10 protein-coding genes are annotated in these 14350 nt (G+C 60.2%); 5 read left to right on the forward strand and 5 right to left on the reverse strand.

What is annotated here, in order from left to right:
• The first annotated feature begins 23 nt into the window (after positions 1-23).
• Positions 24-1238: a glycoside hydrolase gene (locus tag IYW40_RS12255; RefSeq protein WP_196400668.1), complete on the forward strand. Its 1215-nt coding sequence runs from the start codon at positions 24-26 to the stop codon at positions 1236-1238.
• Between the two features lie 18 nt (positions 1239-1256).
• Here the strand turns inward: IYW40_RS12255 and IYW40_RS12260 are convergent, their stop codons facing one another.
• From IYW40_RS12260 to IYW40_RS12275, 4 genes are all read right to left on the reverse strand, one after another.
• Positions 1257-3062, reverse strand: a complete 1806-nt coding sequence (locus IYW40_RS12260; RefSeq protein ID WP_246720766.1) for an ABC transporter ATP-binding protein — start codon at positions 3060-3062, stop codon at positions 1257-1259.
• Between the two features lie 41 nt (positions 3063-3103).
• On the reverse strand, positions 3104-5842 hold the full coding sequence (locus IYW40_RS12265; protein WP_196400670.1) for a sugar-binding domain-containing protein: 2739 nt from the start codon (positions 5840-5842) through the stop codon (positions 3104-3106).
• A gap of 185 nt (positions 5843-6027) precedes the next feature.
• Positions 6028-7170 (reverse strand): UDP-galactopyranose mutase, encoded by a 1143-nt coding sequence (gene glf / locus IYW40_RS12270; RefSeq protein ID WP_196400671.1) that lies wholly within the window; start codon positions 7168-7170, stop codon positions 6028-6030.
• Entirely contained in the window at positions 7163-8110 is a 948-nt protein-coding gene (locus tag IYW40_RS12275) for a glycosyltransferase (protein ID WP_348644269.1), read from the reverse strand. The genes glf and IYW40_RS12275 overlap by 8 nt, the downstream gene beginning before the upstream one ends.
• Before the next feature lie 486 nt (positions 8111-8596).
• Here IYW40_RS12275 and IYW40_RS12280 point away from each other — a divergent pair, with 486 nt between their 5' ends.
• Positions 8597-9163, forward strand: coding sequence for a PRC-barrel domain-containing protein (locus tag IYW40_RS12280; RefSeq protein WP_246720767.1), 567 nt, complete (start codon positions 8597-8599; stop codon positions 9161-9163).
• Positions 9164-9208: 45 nt separating this feature from the next.
• Here the strand turns inward: IYW40_RS12280 and IYW40_RS12285 are convergent, their stop codons facing one another.
• A complete protein-coding gene (locus IYW40_RS12285) occupies positions 9209-9538 on the reverse strand; it encodes a hypothetical protein (RefSeq protein ID WP_196400673.1) in 330 nt (109 codons plus the stop codon).
• A gap of 319 nt (positions 9539-9857) precedes the next feature.
• Between IYW40_RS12285 and IYW40_RS12290 the strand changes: the two genes are divergently transcribed.
• From IYW40_RS12290 to IYW40_RS12300, 3 genes are all read left to right on the forward strand, one after another.
• Positions 9858-11444, forward strand: coding sequence for a phosphoenolpyruvate carboxykinase (locus tag IYW40_RS12290; RefSeq protein WP_348644273.1), 1587 nt, complete (start codon positions 9858-9860; stop codon positions 11442-11444).
• A gap of 108 nt (positions 11445-11552) precedes the next feature.
• Complete coding sequence (locus IYW40_RS12295; protein WP_196400675.1) at positions 11553-12722, forward strand: isovaleryl-CoA dehydrogenase; 1170 nt, start codon at positions 11553-11555, stop codon at positions 12720-12722.
• Between the two features lie 15 nt (positions 12723-12737).
• The gene (locus IYW40_RS12300) at positions 12738-14345 is read left to right on the forward strand and encodes a carboxyl transferase domain-containing protein (RefSeq protein WP_196400676.1); all 1608 of its coding nucleotides are present in this window, start codon (positions 12738-12740) and stop codon (positions 14343-14345) included.
• Positions 14346-14350 lie beyond the last annotated feature (5 nt).

A 14350-nucleotide genomic window follows, 5' to 3' on the forward strand; every position in this document is an offset into this window, starting at 1 on the left:
ACGAGCAATCGGGGAGTAAGGGCATGTTTCAGAGTTTCTTTCTGGCTGGTTTTGAAGGATCGACAGGCTTCAACCGGCACGGCGAGTGGTTCGATCAGGTCGTCGCGACAGGTCACGACGCCAATGTCCACGAAGACTATGCCGACATCGCGCGACTGGGCCTGCACGCCGCGCGTGAGACCGTTCGTTGGCCGCTTGTCGATTGTCGCGGTCGATACGACTTCACCTCGCTCGAACCATTCATTGAGGCCGCAAAGCGCCATGACGTGGGCGTCATATGGGACCTCTTTCACTATGGTTTCCCTCAGGACGTCGACCTTTGGTCCGAGGCATTCGTCCGGAGATTCGCAGACTACTGCTATGCGGTGGCGCGCTTCGTGGCCGCGCGCATGGATGGTCCCTGCGTCTTCACGCCAATCAATGAGCCTTCGTTCATGGCCTATGCCGGCGGCGAGAAGGCGCTGTTCGCGCCGTACGGGTCGGGACAAGGCTGGGAGCTGAAGGTCGCGCTCGCGCGCGGCGCAATCGCCGGCATCAATGCGATACGGGCCGCCTGTCCCGACGCGCGCTTTGTGAATGTCGATCCCTTGTGCCGCGTCGTCTGTCCCAAGGACAGGCCCGATCTTGTTCCTCATGCCCATGATTTCAATAACAGGCTTGTGTTTCAAAGCTGGGACATGTTGTGCGGCAGGCTCCTGCCCGAACTCGGCGGCAGTCCTGAACATTTGGACGTGGTGGGAATCAATTATTACTGGACCAATCAGTGGGAGTTGAACGACACGCCGAACGATGACGGAAACGTGCCGCCGCTTGACGACGATGATCCGCGCCGAGCGCCGCTCTCGGATCTCATTCTCTCTGTCTGGCAGCGATACGGCCGCGAGGTCATGGTCACGGAGACCAGCCACGTCGGGGACAATCGTGGACCGTGGCTGTGCGAAGTCGTCAGCGCGTGCCACGCGCTCTTGCTGCAAAACGTGCCGTTACGCGGCGCGTGCCTTTATCCGATCTTGGGAATGCCAGAGTGGCATGATCGCGATCTCTGGACGCCCATGGGCCTGTGGGATCCGCTCTGTCACCGCGATCCTGGCGCCGGCCGGCTTCTGTGCGAATCGATGGCTGAGGCGCTTTTAGGCGCAGCGCCGCTCGAAGCGCTTCATCAGGCGCAGCAGGAAGCTGAAGGTCGCCGCGACTCACAGTTCAATCTTGCGAGGCGCAAGCGCTACGCCGCGCTTTGACGGCTATCCCGCGAGTCGTCACTCCGCCGCTTCAGCGCGTCTCCGCGCTTTTGAGAAAGCGCCGCCTGAAGAGATGAGCGCGTCGTGCGCGCCGCGTTCGACGATTTGTCCTTTGCTCATGACGAAGATGCAATCGCAATCGACAACCGACTCCAGCCGATGCGTCACGAGAATGATTGTGCGTGATCCCTTTAGTCGGTGCAGCGTTCCTATCAGCCTCCGTTCCTGCTCGGGATCGAGCGCGCTCGTTGGTTCGTCAAGGACGAGGAACGGCGCGTCGGATAGCAGTGCGCGCGCGATGGCGATCCGCTGCCGCTGACCGCCGGAGAGATTCGCGCCGCCTTCGGCGAGCACGGTTTCATAGCCATGAGGCAGAGGATGAATGAATTCGGCGGCGCCCGCGTCTTCGGCCGCTCGTTCGATTTCCGCTCGCGTTGCGTTCTGCCGCCCATAGGCGAGATTTTCTGCGATGGTCGCCGGCAGCACGAGGCTGTCTTGCGCGACGAGCGCGAAATGCGCTCTTAGCGACTCGAGCCGTACGTCCCTGAAGTCGACGCCATCCAAGCGTAGCGCCCCGCTCGTTGGATCGTAGAACCGAAGCATGAGACTTAAGAGCGTGCTCTTGCCGGCGCCGCTCGCTCCGACGAAGGCCACCATCTGGCGCGGCCGTATCGTCGCCGAAACGTCGGTGAGAATTTGCTTGCCGCTCCCGTAGTCAAAACTCACGCGCTCGAGCGTCAGAGTTCGCGGCTTACTGGAAATCCAACGCGCCGTCGGCGTATCGACAACGACTTCCGGTTCGTCGAGCACACGAAAAACCCGTCGCGAAGCGGCCTCGAAGATGCGCACTTTGGCGAAGAACTCGCTGAGCCATTTCAGCGGGTCCCAAAGCTTGCGCAAATAGTCGATGAAAATGAGCGTCGTCCCGACGGTCATCCCATCGGCGACGGGCACGAGAAACTGGTCTCGGTAAACGAGCCAGCCTCCATAGCCGAGGATGATCGCTCCGCCCACGGATAGGATGCCGTCGCGCGCGAGAGGATAGAGCTGTTCCTGCCAATTCAAGCTCAGCAGCGCCTCGACGCTTCTGCCGACCGCGCCGGAGAAGCGTCTGAATTCGAAAGCCTCGCGACGAAACGCCTGCGCCAAAGGTATACGCGCCATCGCCTGCTGAATATGCGCGGTCAGGTCGGCGTCGATCTGCTTCGAGTCAAGCGCGCGTTTGTGGATTCTGACGCCAAATCGCCAGTTGCTCCATATCATGAAGGGGGCGACGGTAAATGCCGCGAGCGTTAAACTGACGTTTCGAGAGAAAAGAATAATGGTCATCACGGTGAGCGTTACGGCCGCAACCGAGGTTCCAATCACAACGTCGACGATGCCCCACGGGCCGAAGGCGTCTGTCGTCAGACGATAGATCGAATCGCCCTGCGGTCGGCTGCGGTGATACGTCAGGCCAAGAATTTGAAGCTTGGTGAAGAGATCAAACCGCACCCGCGTCGTGCCGCGATAATTGAGGTAATAATTGATCATCATGCGGCCCATCCAGGCCGTATATCCGACGAGTTGCAGGCCAAGTCCGATCGCGACCAGACCTGCGATCTGCCCCGACTTGTCGGTCGGCAATACGGCGAGGAAGTAGCTGTGTATCCAGTTGCCTTTCGGCTCGCTGGAAAGCACGGAGTCGACAAGCACCGCCAGCGGCCACGCCTCGAGGAGGCCCACGCTGACGGAGACCGCTATCATCGCGACAAGCGCGGCGATCCGCACTCGGTCTTGCAGGAAGTATGTCAGCGCCCGGCGATAAACCGCGACGTCTGTCATGTCTTGCGCAGAATGCATGGCGCTATAACGCGCCAGCTCGCCTAAAGGTCTTCCCAACCCACGGGTTCGAGCTTGGAGATCGCAGGCGCCGGACCGGCGCTTCGCGCCGCAGCCTCGATCAGACCGCCAAGCAAAGCCGCGGCGGTTGGATCTTCTCCTGGAGGATCGCGGAACAGTTTGAAGGTCGTGATCACGATGCGGCCTGTGCCGTAATTGCGTCCGACCGCGATTGCAGCCGGACGATGGATCCATCCGACAACCAGCGCGGCGTGAACGCGCGCCTGAAAATCGAGCAGATTGCAGCCGGAGATGACATGCGTCGGGATCACACGGTCAAACGCGTGGTCAAGCAAAGGCCCGCCGGGAATCGCGGCGAAGGGACCCTGCCGTCGAAGCCAGGCGAAGGAGGACGCCCAGTCGCCTCGCCAGAGCGTGCCGTCGCGCGCCACCACCTTGACGTTCTGCCAGTGCGGAAAGAACGGCGTCAGCGAGCCCGGCGTTTCGGTCAAGAGAACCGCTCGGCCGCCGGCGCGCACATAGGCCGCGAGCGCGGCGGAAGCTTGCGTTTCGACGACGACGTCCGCGGTCTCAGCCCCTTCCGCCAATCCATAGCCAAGCGCCTGCAACCGGTCCCGAATGTCATTCTGTGACGACCACAGCGAAAGCTCCGGCGGTCGAAGCTTCGCATGCACGGCAATCTCGACGTCATTGCTCGCGAGGAGTCGTCCCTCAAGAGAACGCAAGCGCAGGGTGAGACGGCGCAGGCAGGAGTGCTCGACGACCGGGAGTTTCACCGAAATCATGCCCAGATCAACCACAGCGCCGGGCGCGATGGAGGGGATTTCCAACGTCATCGGCTCGGCGAGCGATATGTCGAGAGCCGCCGGCTCCAGCGGATTTGGCCCGCCATGTGCGACGCAGAGCGAGAGGTGAACGGCGTCGCCCGACCAGTAGGCGGGTCGATCGAGTCTGGGCAGAACAACCGTATCGGCATTGATCGAGTGAAACAGATTGTGAAAAACGCGCGGATTCGAGCGCATGTCGAGAAGGCCGTTCGCCTCCCAGTGACAATCGGTCAGCTCGGTGATGACGTAGCCGGCGATCTGCGGCTTCCGGCGCATGGCCTCGATCTGGTATTTCAGCGCCCGAAACTGTTGCCACTGCGTCGCTTCGACGAAGCTTTCGAACGTTCCGAATACGCGATCGAGACTCCAGTCTTGAAATCGGTTGCGAACGCCATGTGCATACATGACGCCTTCGCTCCAGTCGTGGCCGGTCTCGAACCACCAGGCTTCGGCGCCGGCCGCGTCTCTCAATTTCTCGGGGTCGGGCAGCCCCCAATTGCCAAATTCCGAGCATAGCAGCGGCTCTTGTCCCGTAGTGACGGCGTCGCCCTCTGGGCTGAAGAGCCATTCGGCCCTTCCGGCGAGTTCCTCGACGAACTGATCCCAGTCCTCACGACTATCGGGAATGGCGGCATAGAAATGGAAATCCGCGAGATCAGTCTGTACGTGAAAGCTTGGCGCCAAAGGGGAGTTGTCGACGACAAGCCGGGACGGATCGTAGGATTTGAGCCACAGATACAGCTTCTTCAGCCATGCGCGGTGATAGGCGTCATGGACAAGGTCGACGCCCCAGTTCTCGTTGATCAGCGTCCAGCAAAAGATCGAGGGATGGTTTCCGTCGCGATCGATAAGGCCCTTCAGCGTGAGCTCCTTGCGCTCTCGCGAGAGTTCGGTCGAATCACCAGCATTTGGCAGCTCCGCCCAAATCAGCAGACCAAGGCGATCGGCAACCTCATAATAGCGCGGATCCGGCACTTTAATGTGGCAGCGCAGGGCGTTCAGCCCGAGTTGCTTCGCCTTGCAAAATCTGTCCTCAAGAAATTCTACGGAGGGCAGAGTGCAGATCGTGTCGGGATAATAGTCCTGATCGAGAGCGGCGCGCAAATAGAAGGGCTTGCCGTTGAGATACAATTTCCCGTCGCGGGTTTCGATGCTGCGAAAGCCGAATGTCGTCTCGGTTTGATCGACGATGACGTCTTGGCGCATCATCGAGACTTGCAGACGGTAGAGATAGGGGCTGTCAGGCGACCAGCAGCGAGGCGCCGGCACGAACGAATAAACGATGGCGTTTTCGACGCCGGCCGCCAGCTTGGCGCATGACCGCGCCACGACGTTTTCCTCTGCGTCGACGATCGTAATCGTCACGTCGGCCGCGTCGGTGAGCGGGCTCTCGAAGCGCACATGCGCCGAAATCTCTCCGCTTGCCAGCGATGAACGCACACGCATCGTCGTCACGTGGTCCGCGATCCGCCTTTCGAGATACACGGACTGCCATATCCCAGAGAGCGGGCCGTACCAGCTCTGCTTGCCGAACGGCATTTCGGCGAATGGCGTCGTGGGGAATTCGAACGGATCGTCGGTGGGGCTTTCCACCTTCACCTTTATCTCGGCCTTTCCGTTGACGATCCGATCCGTAATGTCGAAATGAAACGGCAGGAAGCCGCCCACATGGCTGCCGACGAATGCGCCGTTAACAAACACATGGGTGATATGGAAAACCGCGCCGAAATGCAGAAAGACGCGCTGCTCCAGCCATTCTTCCGGAAGCTCGACGTCTCGGCGATAGACAGCGACGCCGCCGCGCATGCGCAGATCAGCGAACTGGGCTTGCCAAGGGCTCGGGACAAGAATCGTCCGGCTCTCGGCCGGCTTGGCGCCATAGCCGAGATATTTAAAGTCCCACAACCCGTCCAGGGATATGCGCGCTGCGCTCACCAAACCTCACCTCGACCAATAGCGCCAGCGCCGGAGCATCGACGCGATGGTCGACTATAACAATGAGCGATCCACAGACGATTTTCTACATTGCGAACGCCAAAACGCTCAGTATTTTTATTCACGACTCAAGCTGAGCCGATCAAGCTGCGCCGCAGAGTTAGCTCATCGCATTTGCGACTCGCCTATTCCGCGGCGACTGAGGCCGTAGCGAAGGCCGCGCTGTTACGAGCCGGGATCTCCTTATTGATCCGTCGGAACGTCGCGAGCGCCTGTCCGACCACCTGATCCATATTGTAGTACCGATAGGTCGCCAGCCGCCCGACAAACCAAACATTTTGCTGCGCGATCGCGAGCCTTTCGTAGCGCTTGTAGATTTCCGCATTTTCCGCGCGCGGCACGGGATAATAGGGATCGCCTTCATCGCTGGGAAACTCATAAGTCAAGCTTGTCTTAGGATGTTCCTGACCCGTGAGATGCTTATATTCCGTCACCCGCGTATAGGCTTCAGTCTGCGGATAATTGACGACGGCCACGGGTTGATGCTGCCGCTTATCGAGCGTGACATGTTCGAAGCGCAACGACCGATAGGGCAGCTTGCCGAAGCGGAAGTTGAAATATTCGTCGATCGGCCCGGTGAAGATCAGTCGTCGATAGAAGACTTCGTTGCGCAGCTCCTCAAAGTCGGTTTGCAGCATGACGTTGATGTTGGGGTGGTCCAACATTCGTTCGAACATACGCGTATAGCCGTGAAGCGGCATGAACTGGTATTCGTCGCCAAAATAGCGGTCGTCGCGATTGAGGCGCGTAGGCACCCGCGCCGTGACGGACTTGTCCAGCTGCGACGGCTCGACGCCCCACTGCTTTTTGGTGTAGCCGCGAAAGAATTTCTCGTAGAGTTCTCGCCCCACCGTGCTGACGACGACATCCTCGGATGTCTTGATCTGGTCACAATGTTCCGCGCGGCTCGCGAACCACTCCGCAAGCTGGTTGGAATCTAAGGAGAGACCGTAGAGGCGATTCACCGTGTCCAAGTTGATCGGGATCGGCACGAGCATGCCGTCCACGTTCGCCAGTACGCGGTGCTCGTACGGGCGCCAACGCGTGAACTGAGAAAGATGCTCGAAGACCGCTTCGGAGTTGGTATGAAAGATATGCGGGCCGTATTGATGCATAAGGACGCCGGCGTCGTCGTAGCGGTCATAGGCGTTCCCGCCAATGTGCGGCCGGCGATCGATAAGAAGGACACGCTCGTCGCGCTGCGACGCGAGCCGTTCGGCCAGCACGCTTCCCGCGAAGCCTGCCCCGACGATAAGCCAGTCAAACAAGTTGCCCCTCCCGCGATTTGGACTCGGCGCCGACGCTCGCGATGTGCAGCATCATCCTTGCCCAGGTCTTGTCCCACGACATTTCCGCAAGATGCGCATCGATCGAATTGAGCCAGTGCGCCTTCGGCCGCGAAAGCAACAGATCGATCTTGGCGACGAACTCTTCCGCGTTCGATGCGATTTCCACATGCCCGGCCGCGCCGTAGGGGTTAACGACATCGGTGATGGGCGTTGAAACGACTGGCACGCCTGCAGCAAGAAACTCGGGCGTTTTCGTCGGGCTGATAAAGCGCGTCGCTTCATTCATCGCGAATGGCATGATTCCGACGTCCCATCCCGAGAGATAGTTCGGAAGCTCCTGGTACTGCTTGCAACCCAGCCAATGGATGTTTTCGGCGCGCGGCAGAGATTGCGGGCTGATCTTCGCGGTGGGGCCGATCATCACCAATCGCCACTGCGGCCGCAGCGCCGAGATGCCGGCGACGATATCCATATTCATGCGTTCATCGATCACGCCAAAAAACCCGATGCGGGGATGCGGAATCTCCCTTTGATCGTCGGGATCCACGACAGGCTGCCGCGCGCTCTTGAAGTGAGCGGCGTCGACGCTGCTCGGGAAAACGTGAATGTTGTCGTGCCGTTTGCGTTTGGATTCGTACAGGCTCTGTCCGCCGACGAACATGAGATCGCAGTTGGCCATCAGCTCTCGTTCGAGATCGAGAATCCCTTGCGGCGCTCCAGCGAACGCGGAAAGCTCATCCATATTGTCATAGACGCGCAGGTTGGGAGAAAGATGCCGGGTAAATTGAAGCGCCATGGGCGTATAGTACCAACCGACCCATCGCGAAGGCTGCACCTCCGCCAGCAAGTTGTCCACGACGCGGTGTTGCGCGTTCGTGATTTCGTCTGTTGAGAGGCCTTCTGGAAGAACTGGCGTCACGACAACAACGCCGCAGGCTTCGTCCCTTTGGAATTTTACGCCTGCTTCATCATGAGAAAAGATGGGCTCTTCGACGTAGAAGACGCCGAGATTTCTAGCTGCTCGACTGAGAAGATGTTGTGGTCGCTGATAAACGAAATTCCAACGAAGATGAGAGAAGCAAAACAGATGACTTGGAACTGACATCATGCCCCACCTCAAGCCTTGCCGATTTCCTTGCTTTTCGGTCTCCCGGAACCAAACTCCGGTTGAGCACCTTTGTTCCGGCATTATGAACAATTGGACAGGATGGGCGGGGAACGGCGAGGGCGAGGCGAGTGCGCCCCCGCGCCTGGCGTCTGTCGGAACAGCGTCTCTGCCGGCGCGTTTTAGGCGGACCGTACGAACGGCGCTGGCGAACGGCGGTTGGGTCGGGGGCATTGGCAGTCATTTATGTGGGAATGGGCGTTAGGCTGGATCGCGCCAGCCGCAACAATGATCGCCGCGATGATGACGGCCGCCAACGCCGGCGCGCGCGTCACGGGCTGGGGCTTCGTCGTGTTTGCAATCGGCTCCGTCGCCTGGAGCTTGACGGCGACCTACACCCACCAGAGCAATCTCCTGCTCACCAACCTTTTTCTTACAGGGATCAACTTGATTGGGGTGTGGCGGTGGTTGGGCAGGCAGGCAAGGCATGAGGACGGAAGCAACAAGGCCGTGCGCAAGAGCAGCCAGGCGGGCGACGTGCCGACGCTTTTTTCCGCGTCGGCGGCCGTTGGCGCCAATGTCATAGACGTGAGCGGCGAAAAACTCGGCGTCGTCATCGATCTGATGCTGAAACGCGATCAGCGCGGTCTCGCCTATGTGGTCATCGCCCAATATGGACTGGGCGGCGTCGGCGAGACGCTGCGCGCCGTCGATCCGGCGCGCATAGAGTTCACAGGCGGCTATGCGCACAGTAAAATGTCTGGGAAGGAGTTCGACGCCCTACCGGTGCTTCGAGCTGGCGATTGGCCCAGCGCCTTACCATCTGAGGGGCAGCGAACGAACCCCGGCGCGCTGGATCGAAACTGAACATGGCCGACGCTCATGCGCCGGCCATCCTTCATCCGCCAAACGTCAGTCGCGCGGATAGCTGCTGCCCGAATTCCACATCGCGCCCAGCATGAATCCCGCAGCCACCGCCATGAGCACAGTCGTCGTTGGCTGATTACGCGCCGACGTCTCAATGGCTTGCCGGAAGTTGCCGATCACATCGCCGGCGCGTCCGGCAACTTCGCTGCCTTTCTCCTGCACCGTCGATATCGCCGATCCGGCTTGCTCCATTGTCTGATTGATGCGTTGTCCGACTCTGTCGGCCGCCGCCATTGCTTTGTCGCCCATGACCGCAGCAGTTTCGCTGATCGGGCGATCCGATTGTCGGATGCGCTCCAGTTCTGGCGTCGCCATTCTTGCCTCCATCCTCGAAATTGTTCGAGCCTCGGCTCAACCCGCTGACGTCGTCGTTGTTCCAATCGCGGAAAAGCCTGAACTTCGCAGGTCGCAATGGGGCTGATGCGTTCGGCAGCTCTTTTTGGCGCGCCTGAAGCGTTGCTGTTCGCATGCCGTTCAGTGGCATGCCGTTCAGCGGAACGTCTACGGCGGCTTGATTTGAATGATTTACGCTTTATTTCCAAAAAAGTGCTTGCGTTTAGCTGGCGCGTCATACGCATTTCGCGTCGCATGTTAGCGAGCCGGTGAGGAAGATCTCGGGATGGCGAACACGACGATGTGGCGAGTAGACGACGTCGGGGATTGTGCGATCGAAGACTTAGAGCTCTCTACACAGGCTCGCCGGAATTGCGGGACGAGCGACCTCTACGGCGAAGCGATCCGACGCGGGGAGGGAGTCGCATCCTCGACGGGCGGACTGGTCGTGGAAACCGGCGCCCACACGGGGCGATCGCCGAATGATAAGTTTATCGTCTGCAACGCTTTGACTGAACCGACGATCTGGTGGGACAACAATCTCTCGACGACGCCAGAGCAATTTGACCGGCTGCGTCAAGACATGTTGACGCACGCGCGTCGAATGACGCTCTTCGCTCAGGATCTTTATGCCTGCGCAGCGCCAGCGCATCGGCTCAATATTCGCGTTCTAACCGAATACGCTTGGCATTCGCTCTTTGCGCGGCATCTTTTCACTCCGGCTGAGAGCGCGAGCGATTTCGAGCCGCAACTAACGGTTCTGGACTTGCCTTCATTCCAGGCTGACCCCTCACGCCACGGTTGCCGCTCCAGCACGGTGATCGCTATGGACTTGTCGAGAGGCGTCGTGCTCATCGGCGGCACCCAATATGCGGGAGAGATCAAGAAGTCGATCTTCACCTATCTCAACTATGTTCTGCCCGCGAAAGGCGTGCTGCCGATGCATTGCGCCGTCAATGACGGCGAGGGTGGATCGGCGGTGTTCTTCGGGCTTTCTGGGACAGGCAAGACGACGCTTTCCGCCGATCAGACGCGCAGCCTGATTGGCGACGACGAGCATGGGTGGGACGAGAACGGTCTCTTTAACTTTGAAGGCGGCTGCTACGCCAAGGCGATCCGGCTCGCGCAACACTCCGAGCCCGATATCTACGCCGCCTCTCATCGCCGAGGCGCGATCCTCGAGAATGTGTCGTATGATCACCGCGCCGGTCGGTTCGACTTCGACGACGATTCGAAAACCGAAAACACGCGGATCGCTTATCCGCTCGACTTCATCTCCAATGCTTCGAAGACGCGTCGCGCGAGTCATCCCCGGAACATCGTGATGCTGACGTGTGACGCCTTTGGCGTGCTGCCGCCGATCGCGCGTCTCACACCCGCACAGGCGATGTACCATTTTCTGTCCGGCTACACCGCGAAAGTCGCGGGGACCGAGCGTGGCGTCAAAGAGCCCCAGGCGACGTTTTCCGCCTGCTTTGGCGCGCCCTTCATGCCGCGCCGGCCAACGGAATACGCCGACCTGCTGCGCGAGTTTATCTGTTCCAGCCAAGCGAACTGCTGGCTGGTGAACACCGGTTGGTCGGGCGGACCCTATGGGACCGGACGTCGAATGCCGATCGCGGCGACGCGCGCCTTGCTTCAGGGCGCTCTCGGCGGCTCCCTCGCGCAAGCCGACTTCCGGATGGATCCATCCTTTGGTCTGTGCGTGCCGACGTCTGCGCTGGGCGTCGACTCGAAAATGCTGGATCCTGTTCAGACGTGGTCCTCGCGCGAAGATTTTAACCAGATGGCGAAAAGGCTGATCGGCATGTTCGAGGCGAATTTCAGCCGGTTTGCCCCCTTCGTCGACCAGCAGGTGCTCGACGCCCAGCCGGGCGTCGTCGGATAGCCAGCGAGCGCCTCGCGCCAAACAGGGCCGCGCAAGCGCGCGCCAACTTGAAACTTCGCCGATTCGAGAAATATAGGCTCTATCTTGGTGCGCCGCCGGAGGATGCGCATGCGCCATTGGACGCCTACTCTTGACTTCGATCTCGGCGATGTGGCCGACCGCGTGCGCAGCGCGACCGAAGCCTTCGCGACGGCGGAAATCGCTCCGCAGGCGCAGCAGATCGATGCGCAAAACGCTTTTCCCCCGGATCTTTGGCCCAAGCTCGGCGCGCTCGGCGCGCTCGGTCTGACCGTGCATGAGCAATATGGCGGCGCGGGCATGGGTTATCTGGAACATGTGCTGGCGATGGAGGAAATCAGCCGCGCCTCGGCGTCGGTCGGATTGTCCTATGGCGCCCATTCCAACCTTTGCGTCAATCAGATCCATCGTAACGGCTCGGACGAACAGAAGCGGCGATATCTGCCGAACCTCGTGTCTGGGCGCCACGTCGGCGCGCTGGCGATGTCGGAGCCCGGCGCCGGATCAGACGTCACGGACATGAGGCTTAGCGCAGTGAAGCGCGGCGATCGTTATGTCCTGAACGGAAGCAAGATGTGGGTGACGAACGGTCCCGACGCCGACGTCGTGATCGTCTATGCCAAAACCGATCCGGGCGCCGGCCCGCATGGCATAACCGCCTTCATCGTCGAGCGCGTCTTTGCCGGATTTTCATCAAGCGCGAAGCTCGACAAGCTTGGCATGCGCGGCTCCAACACATGCGAACTCGTATTCGAGGACTGCGAGGTTCCCGAAGAAAACGTGCTCGGCCTCCCCGAGCGCGGAGTCAATGTGCTGATGAGCGGCCTGGATTACGAGCGCGCGGTGCTTGCGGGCGGTCCGCTTGGAATCATGCAGGCCTGCATGGATGTCGTGCTCCCCTATGTGCACGAGCGCAAACAGTTCGGTCAGCCGATCGGCGAGTTCGAGCTTATGCAGGGCAAGCTCGCCGACATGTACACGGCGGTCACGGCCACGCGCGCCTATGTCTATGCGGTCGCGAAGGCGTGCGATCGCGGCCGCGTGACGAGGAAGGATGCCGCGAGCGCGATACTTTTCGCCGCTGAACGCGCGACATGGATGGCGCTTGAATCCATTCAGTGTCTCGGCGGCAACGGCTATATGAACGAATATCCGACGGGAAGATTATTGCGCGACGCCAAGCTTTACGAGATCGGCGCGGGAACAAGCGAAATTCGCCGCATGTTGATTGGGCGCGAACTCTTTCAGGAGACAGCCTGACTTTGGATTAAAGATATGCCCCGCCTCGATAGCCTTGTTAATCCGAAAGACGCCGATTACAGGAATAATCACCAAGTCATGGCCGATCGCGTCGCCGAGTTGAAGCGGATCGCGGCGGATATTCGAGCAGGTGGCGGCGAGCAAGCGTGTAAGCGGCATCTCGCGCGCGGTAAAATGCTCGCGCGTCAGCGCATTGATGCGCTTGTCGATCCTTTCTCGCCCTTTCTCGAAATCGCGCCATTTGCCGCTTACGGCATGTACGACGGGCGTGTCGCAGCGGCCGGAGTCGTCGCCGGCATAGGGCGGGTGCGCGGCCGCGAATGCATGATTGTGGCCAATGACGCTACGGTCAAAGGCGGCGTCTATTTTCCGCTGACCGTGAAGAAGCATCTTCGCGCGCAAGAGATCGCCGCTCAGAACGACTTGCCCTGTCTCTATCTCGTCGACTCAGGCGGCGCCAATCTGACCAGCCAGGAGGATGTTTTTCCCGACCGGGATCATTTCGGCCGGATCTTTTACAATCAGGCCACGATGTCTTCGCGCGGCATCGCGCAGATCGCCGTCGTCATGGGTTCGTGTACCGCTGGAGGCGCCTATGTTCCGGCGATGAGCGATGAAACGATTATCGTGCGCAACGAAGGCGCGATATTCCTGGCCGGCCCGCCTCTCGTCAAAGCGGCGACGGGCGAGGTTGTGACCACCGAGGAGCTCGGCGGCGCCGACGTTCACTGCCGCCGGTCTGGCGTCGCCGATCACTGCGCTGAGAATGACGCGCATGCCCTCCAAATCGCGCGGGATATCATCGGCAATCTCGGGCCTTCGGGCGCCGTCACAGTTCCGGTGAGAAAGCCTGCGGAGCCTTGCTATGATCCCGCCGAGATCTACGGTCTGCTGCCGCAGGACCCGCGAAAGCAGTTCGACATCCGCGAGGTGATTGCGCGCCTCGTCGACGCAAGCGAATTCGAGGAATTCCGCAAGCTGTATGGTCCGACGCTGGTGACAGGTTTCGCGCACATCTACGGATATCCTGTCGGGATCGTGGCCAACAATGGCGTCTTGTTTCCCGAAAGCGCGCAAAAGGGCGCGCATTTCATCGAGCTTTGCGCGCGACGAAAAATACCGCTGCTCTTTTTGCACAATACGACGGGCTTCATGGTTGGGGCGAAGTACGAAAGCGCCGGCGTCGCCAAGGAGGGAGCCAAAATGGTGACGGCCGTCGCGACGGCCGCGGTGCCGAAGCTCTCGATCATCGTCGGCGGCAGTTTTGGCGCCGGCAACTACGCCATGTGCGGACGCGCCTACGCGCCGCGATTTTTATGGATGTGGCCGGGCGCGCGGATCGGCGTCATGGGCGGGGAACAGGCCGCGAGCGTGCTGACGCGCGTCAAGCGCGAGGCCATGGACAAGCAGCAGAAGGCTTTCTCGGAAGAAGAGGAAGAGGACTTCGCGCGCCCGATTCGTGAGCAATATGAGCGCCAAAGCCTGCCGCTCTATTCCAGCGCCCGACTCTGGGACGACGGCGTCATCGACCCGCTCGACACGAGACGGATTGTCGCTTTGGCGCTATCATTTGCGCTGAAGGCGCCGATCGAAGAAACTCGCTTTGGCCTGTTTCGCATGTGAGTCAT

It is taken from the genome of Methylocystis sp. H4A, assembly GCF_015709545.1.
GTDB lineage: Bacteria > Pseudomonadota > Alphaproteobacteria > Rhizobiales > Beijerinckiaceae > Methylocystis > Methylocystis silviterrae.

What these genes read in the sequence shown, in the direction of transcription:
- IYW40_RS12255 (WP_196400668.1), top strand. Translation starts at nt 24, where the DNA reads ATGTTTCAGAGTTTCTTTCTGGCTGGTTTTGAAGGATCGACAGGCTTC.
- IYW40_RS12260 (WP_246720766.1), bottom strand. Translation starts at nt 3,062, where the DNA reads ATGACAGACGTCGCGGTTTATCGCCGGGCGCTGACATACTTCCTGCAA.
- IYW40_RS12280 (WP_246720767.1), top strand. Translation starts at nt 8,597, where the DNA reads ATGATGACGGCCGCCAACGCCGGCGCGCGCGTCACGGGCTGGGGCTTC.
- IYW40_RS12285 (WP_196400673.1), bottom strand. Translation starts at nt 9,538, where the DNA reads ATGGCGACGCCAGAACTGGAGCGCATCCGACAATCGGATCGCCCGATC.
- IYW40_RS12290 (WP_348644273.1), top strand. Translation starts at nt 9,858, where the DNA reads ATGTGGCGAGTAGACGACGTCGGGGATTGTGCGATCGAAGACTTAGAG.
- IYW40_RS12295 (WP_196400675.1), top strand. Translation starts at nt 11,553, where the DNA reads ATGCGCCATTGGACGCCTACTCTTGACTTCGATCTCGGCGATGTGGCC.
- IYW40_RS12300 (WP_196400676.1), top strand. Translation starts at nt 12,738, where the DNA reads ATGCCCCGCCTCGATAGCCTTGTTAATCCGAAAGACGCCGATTACAGG.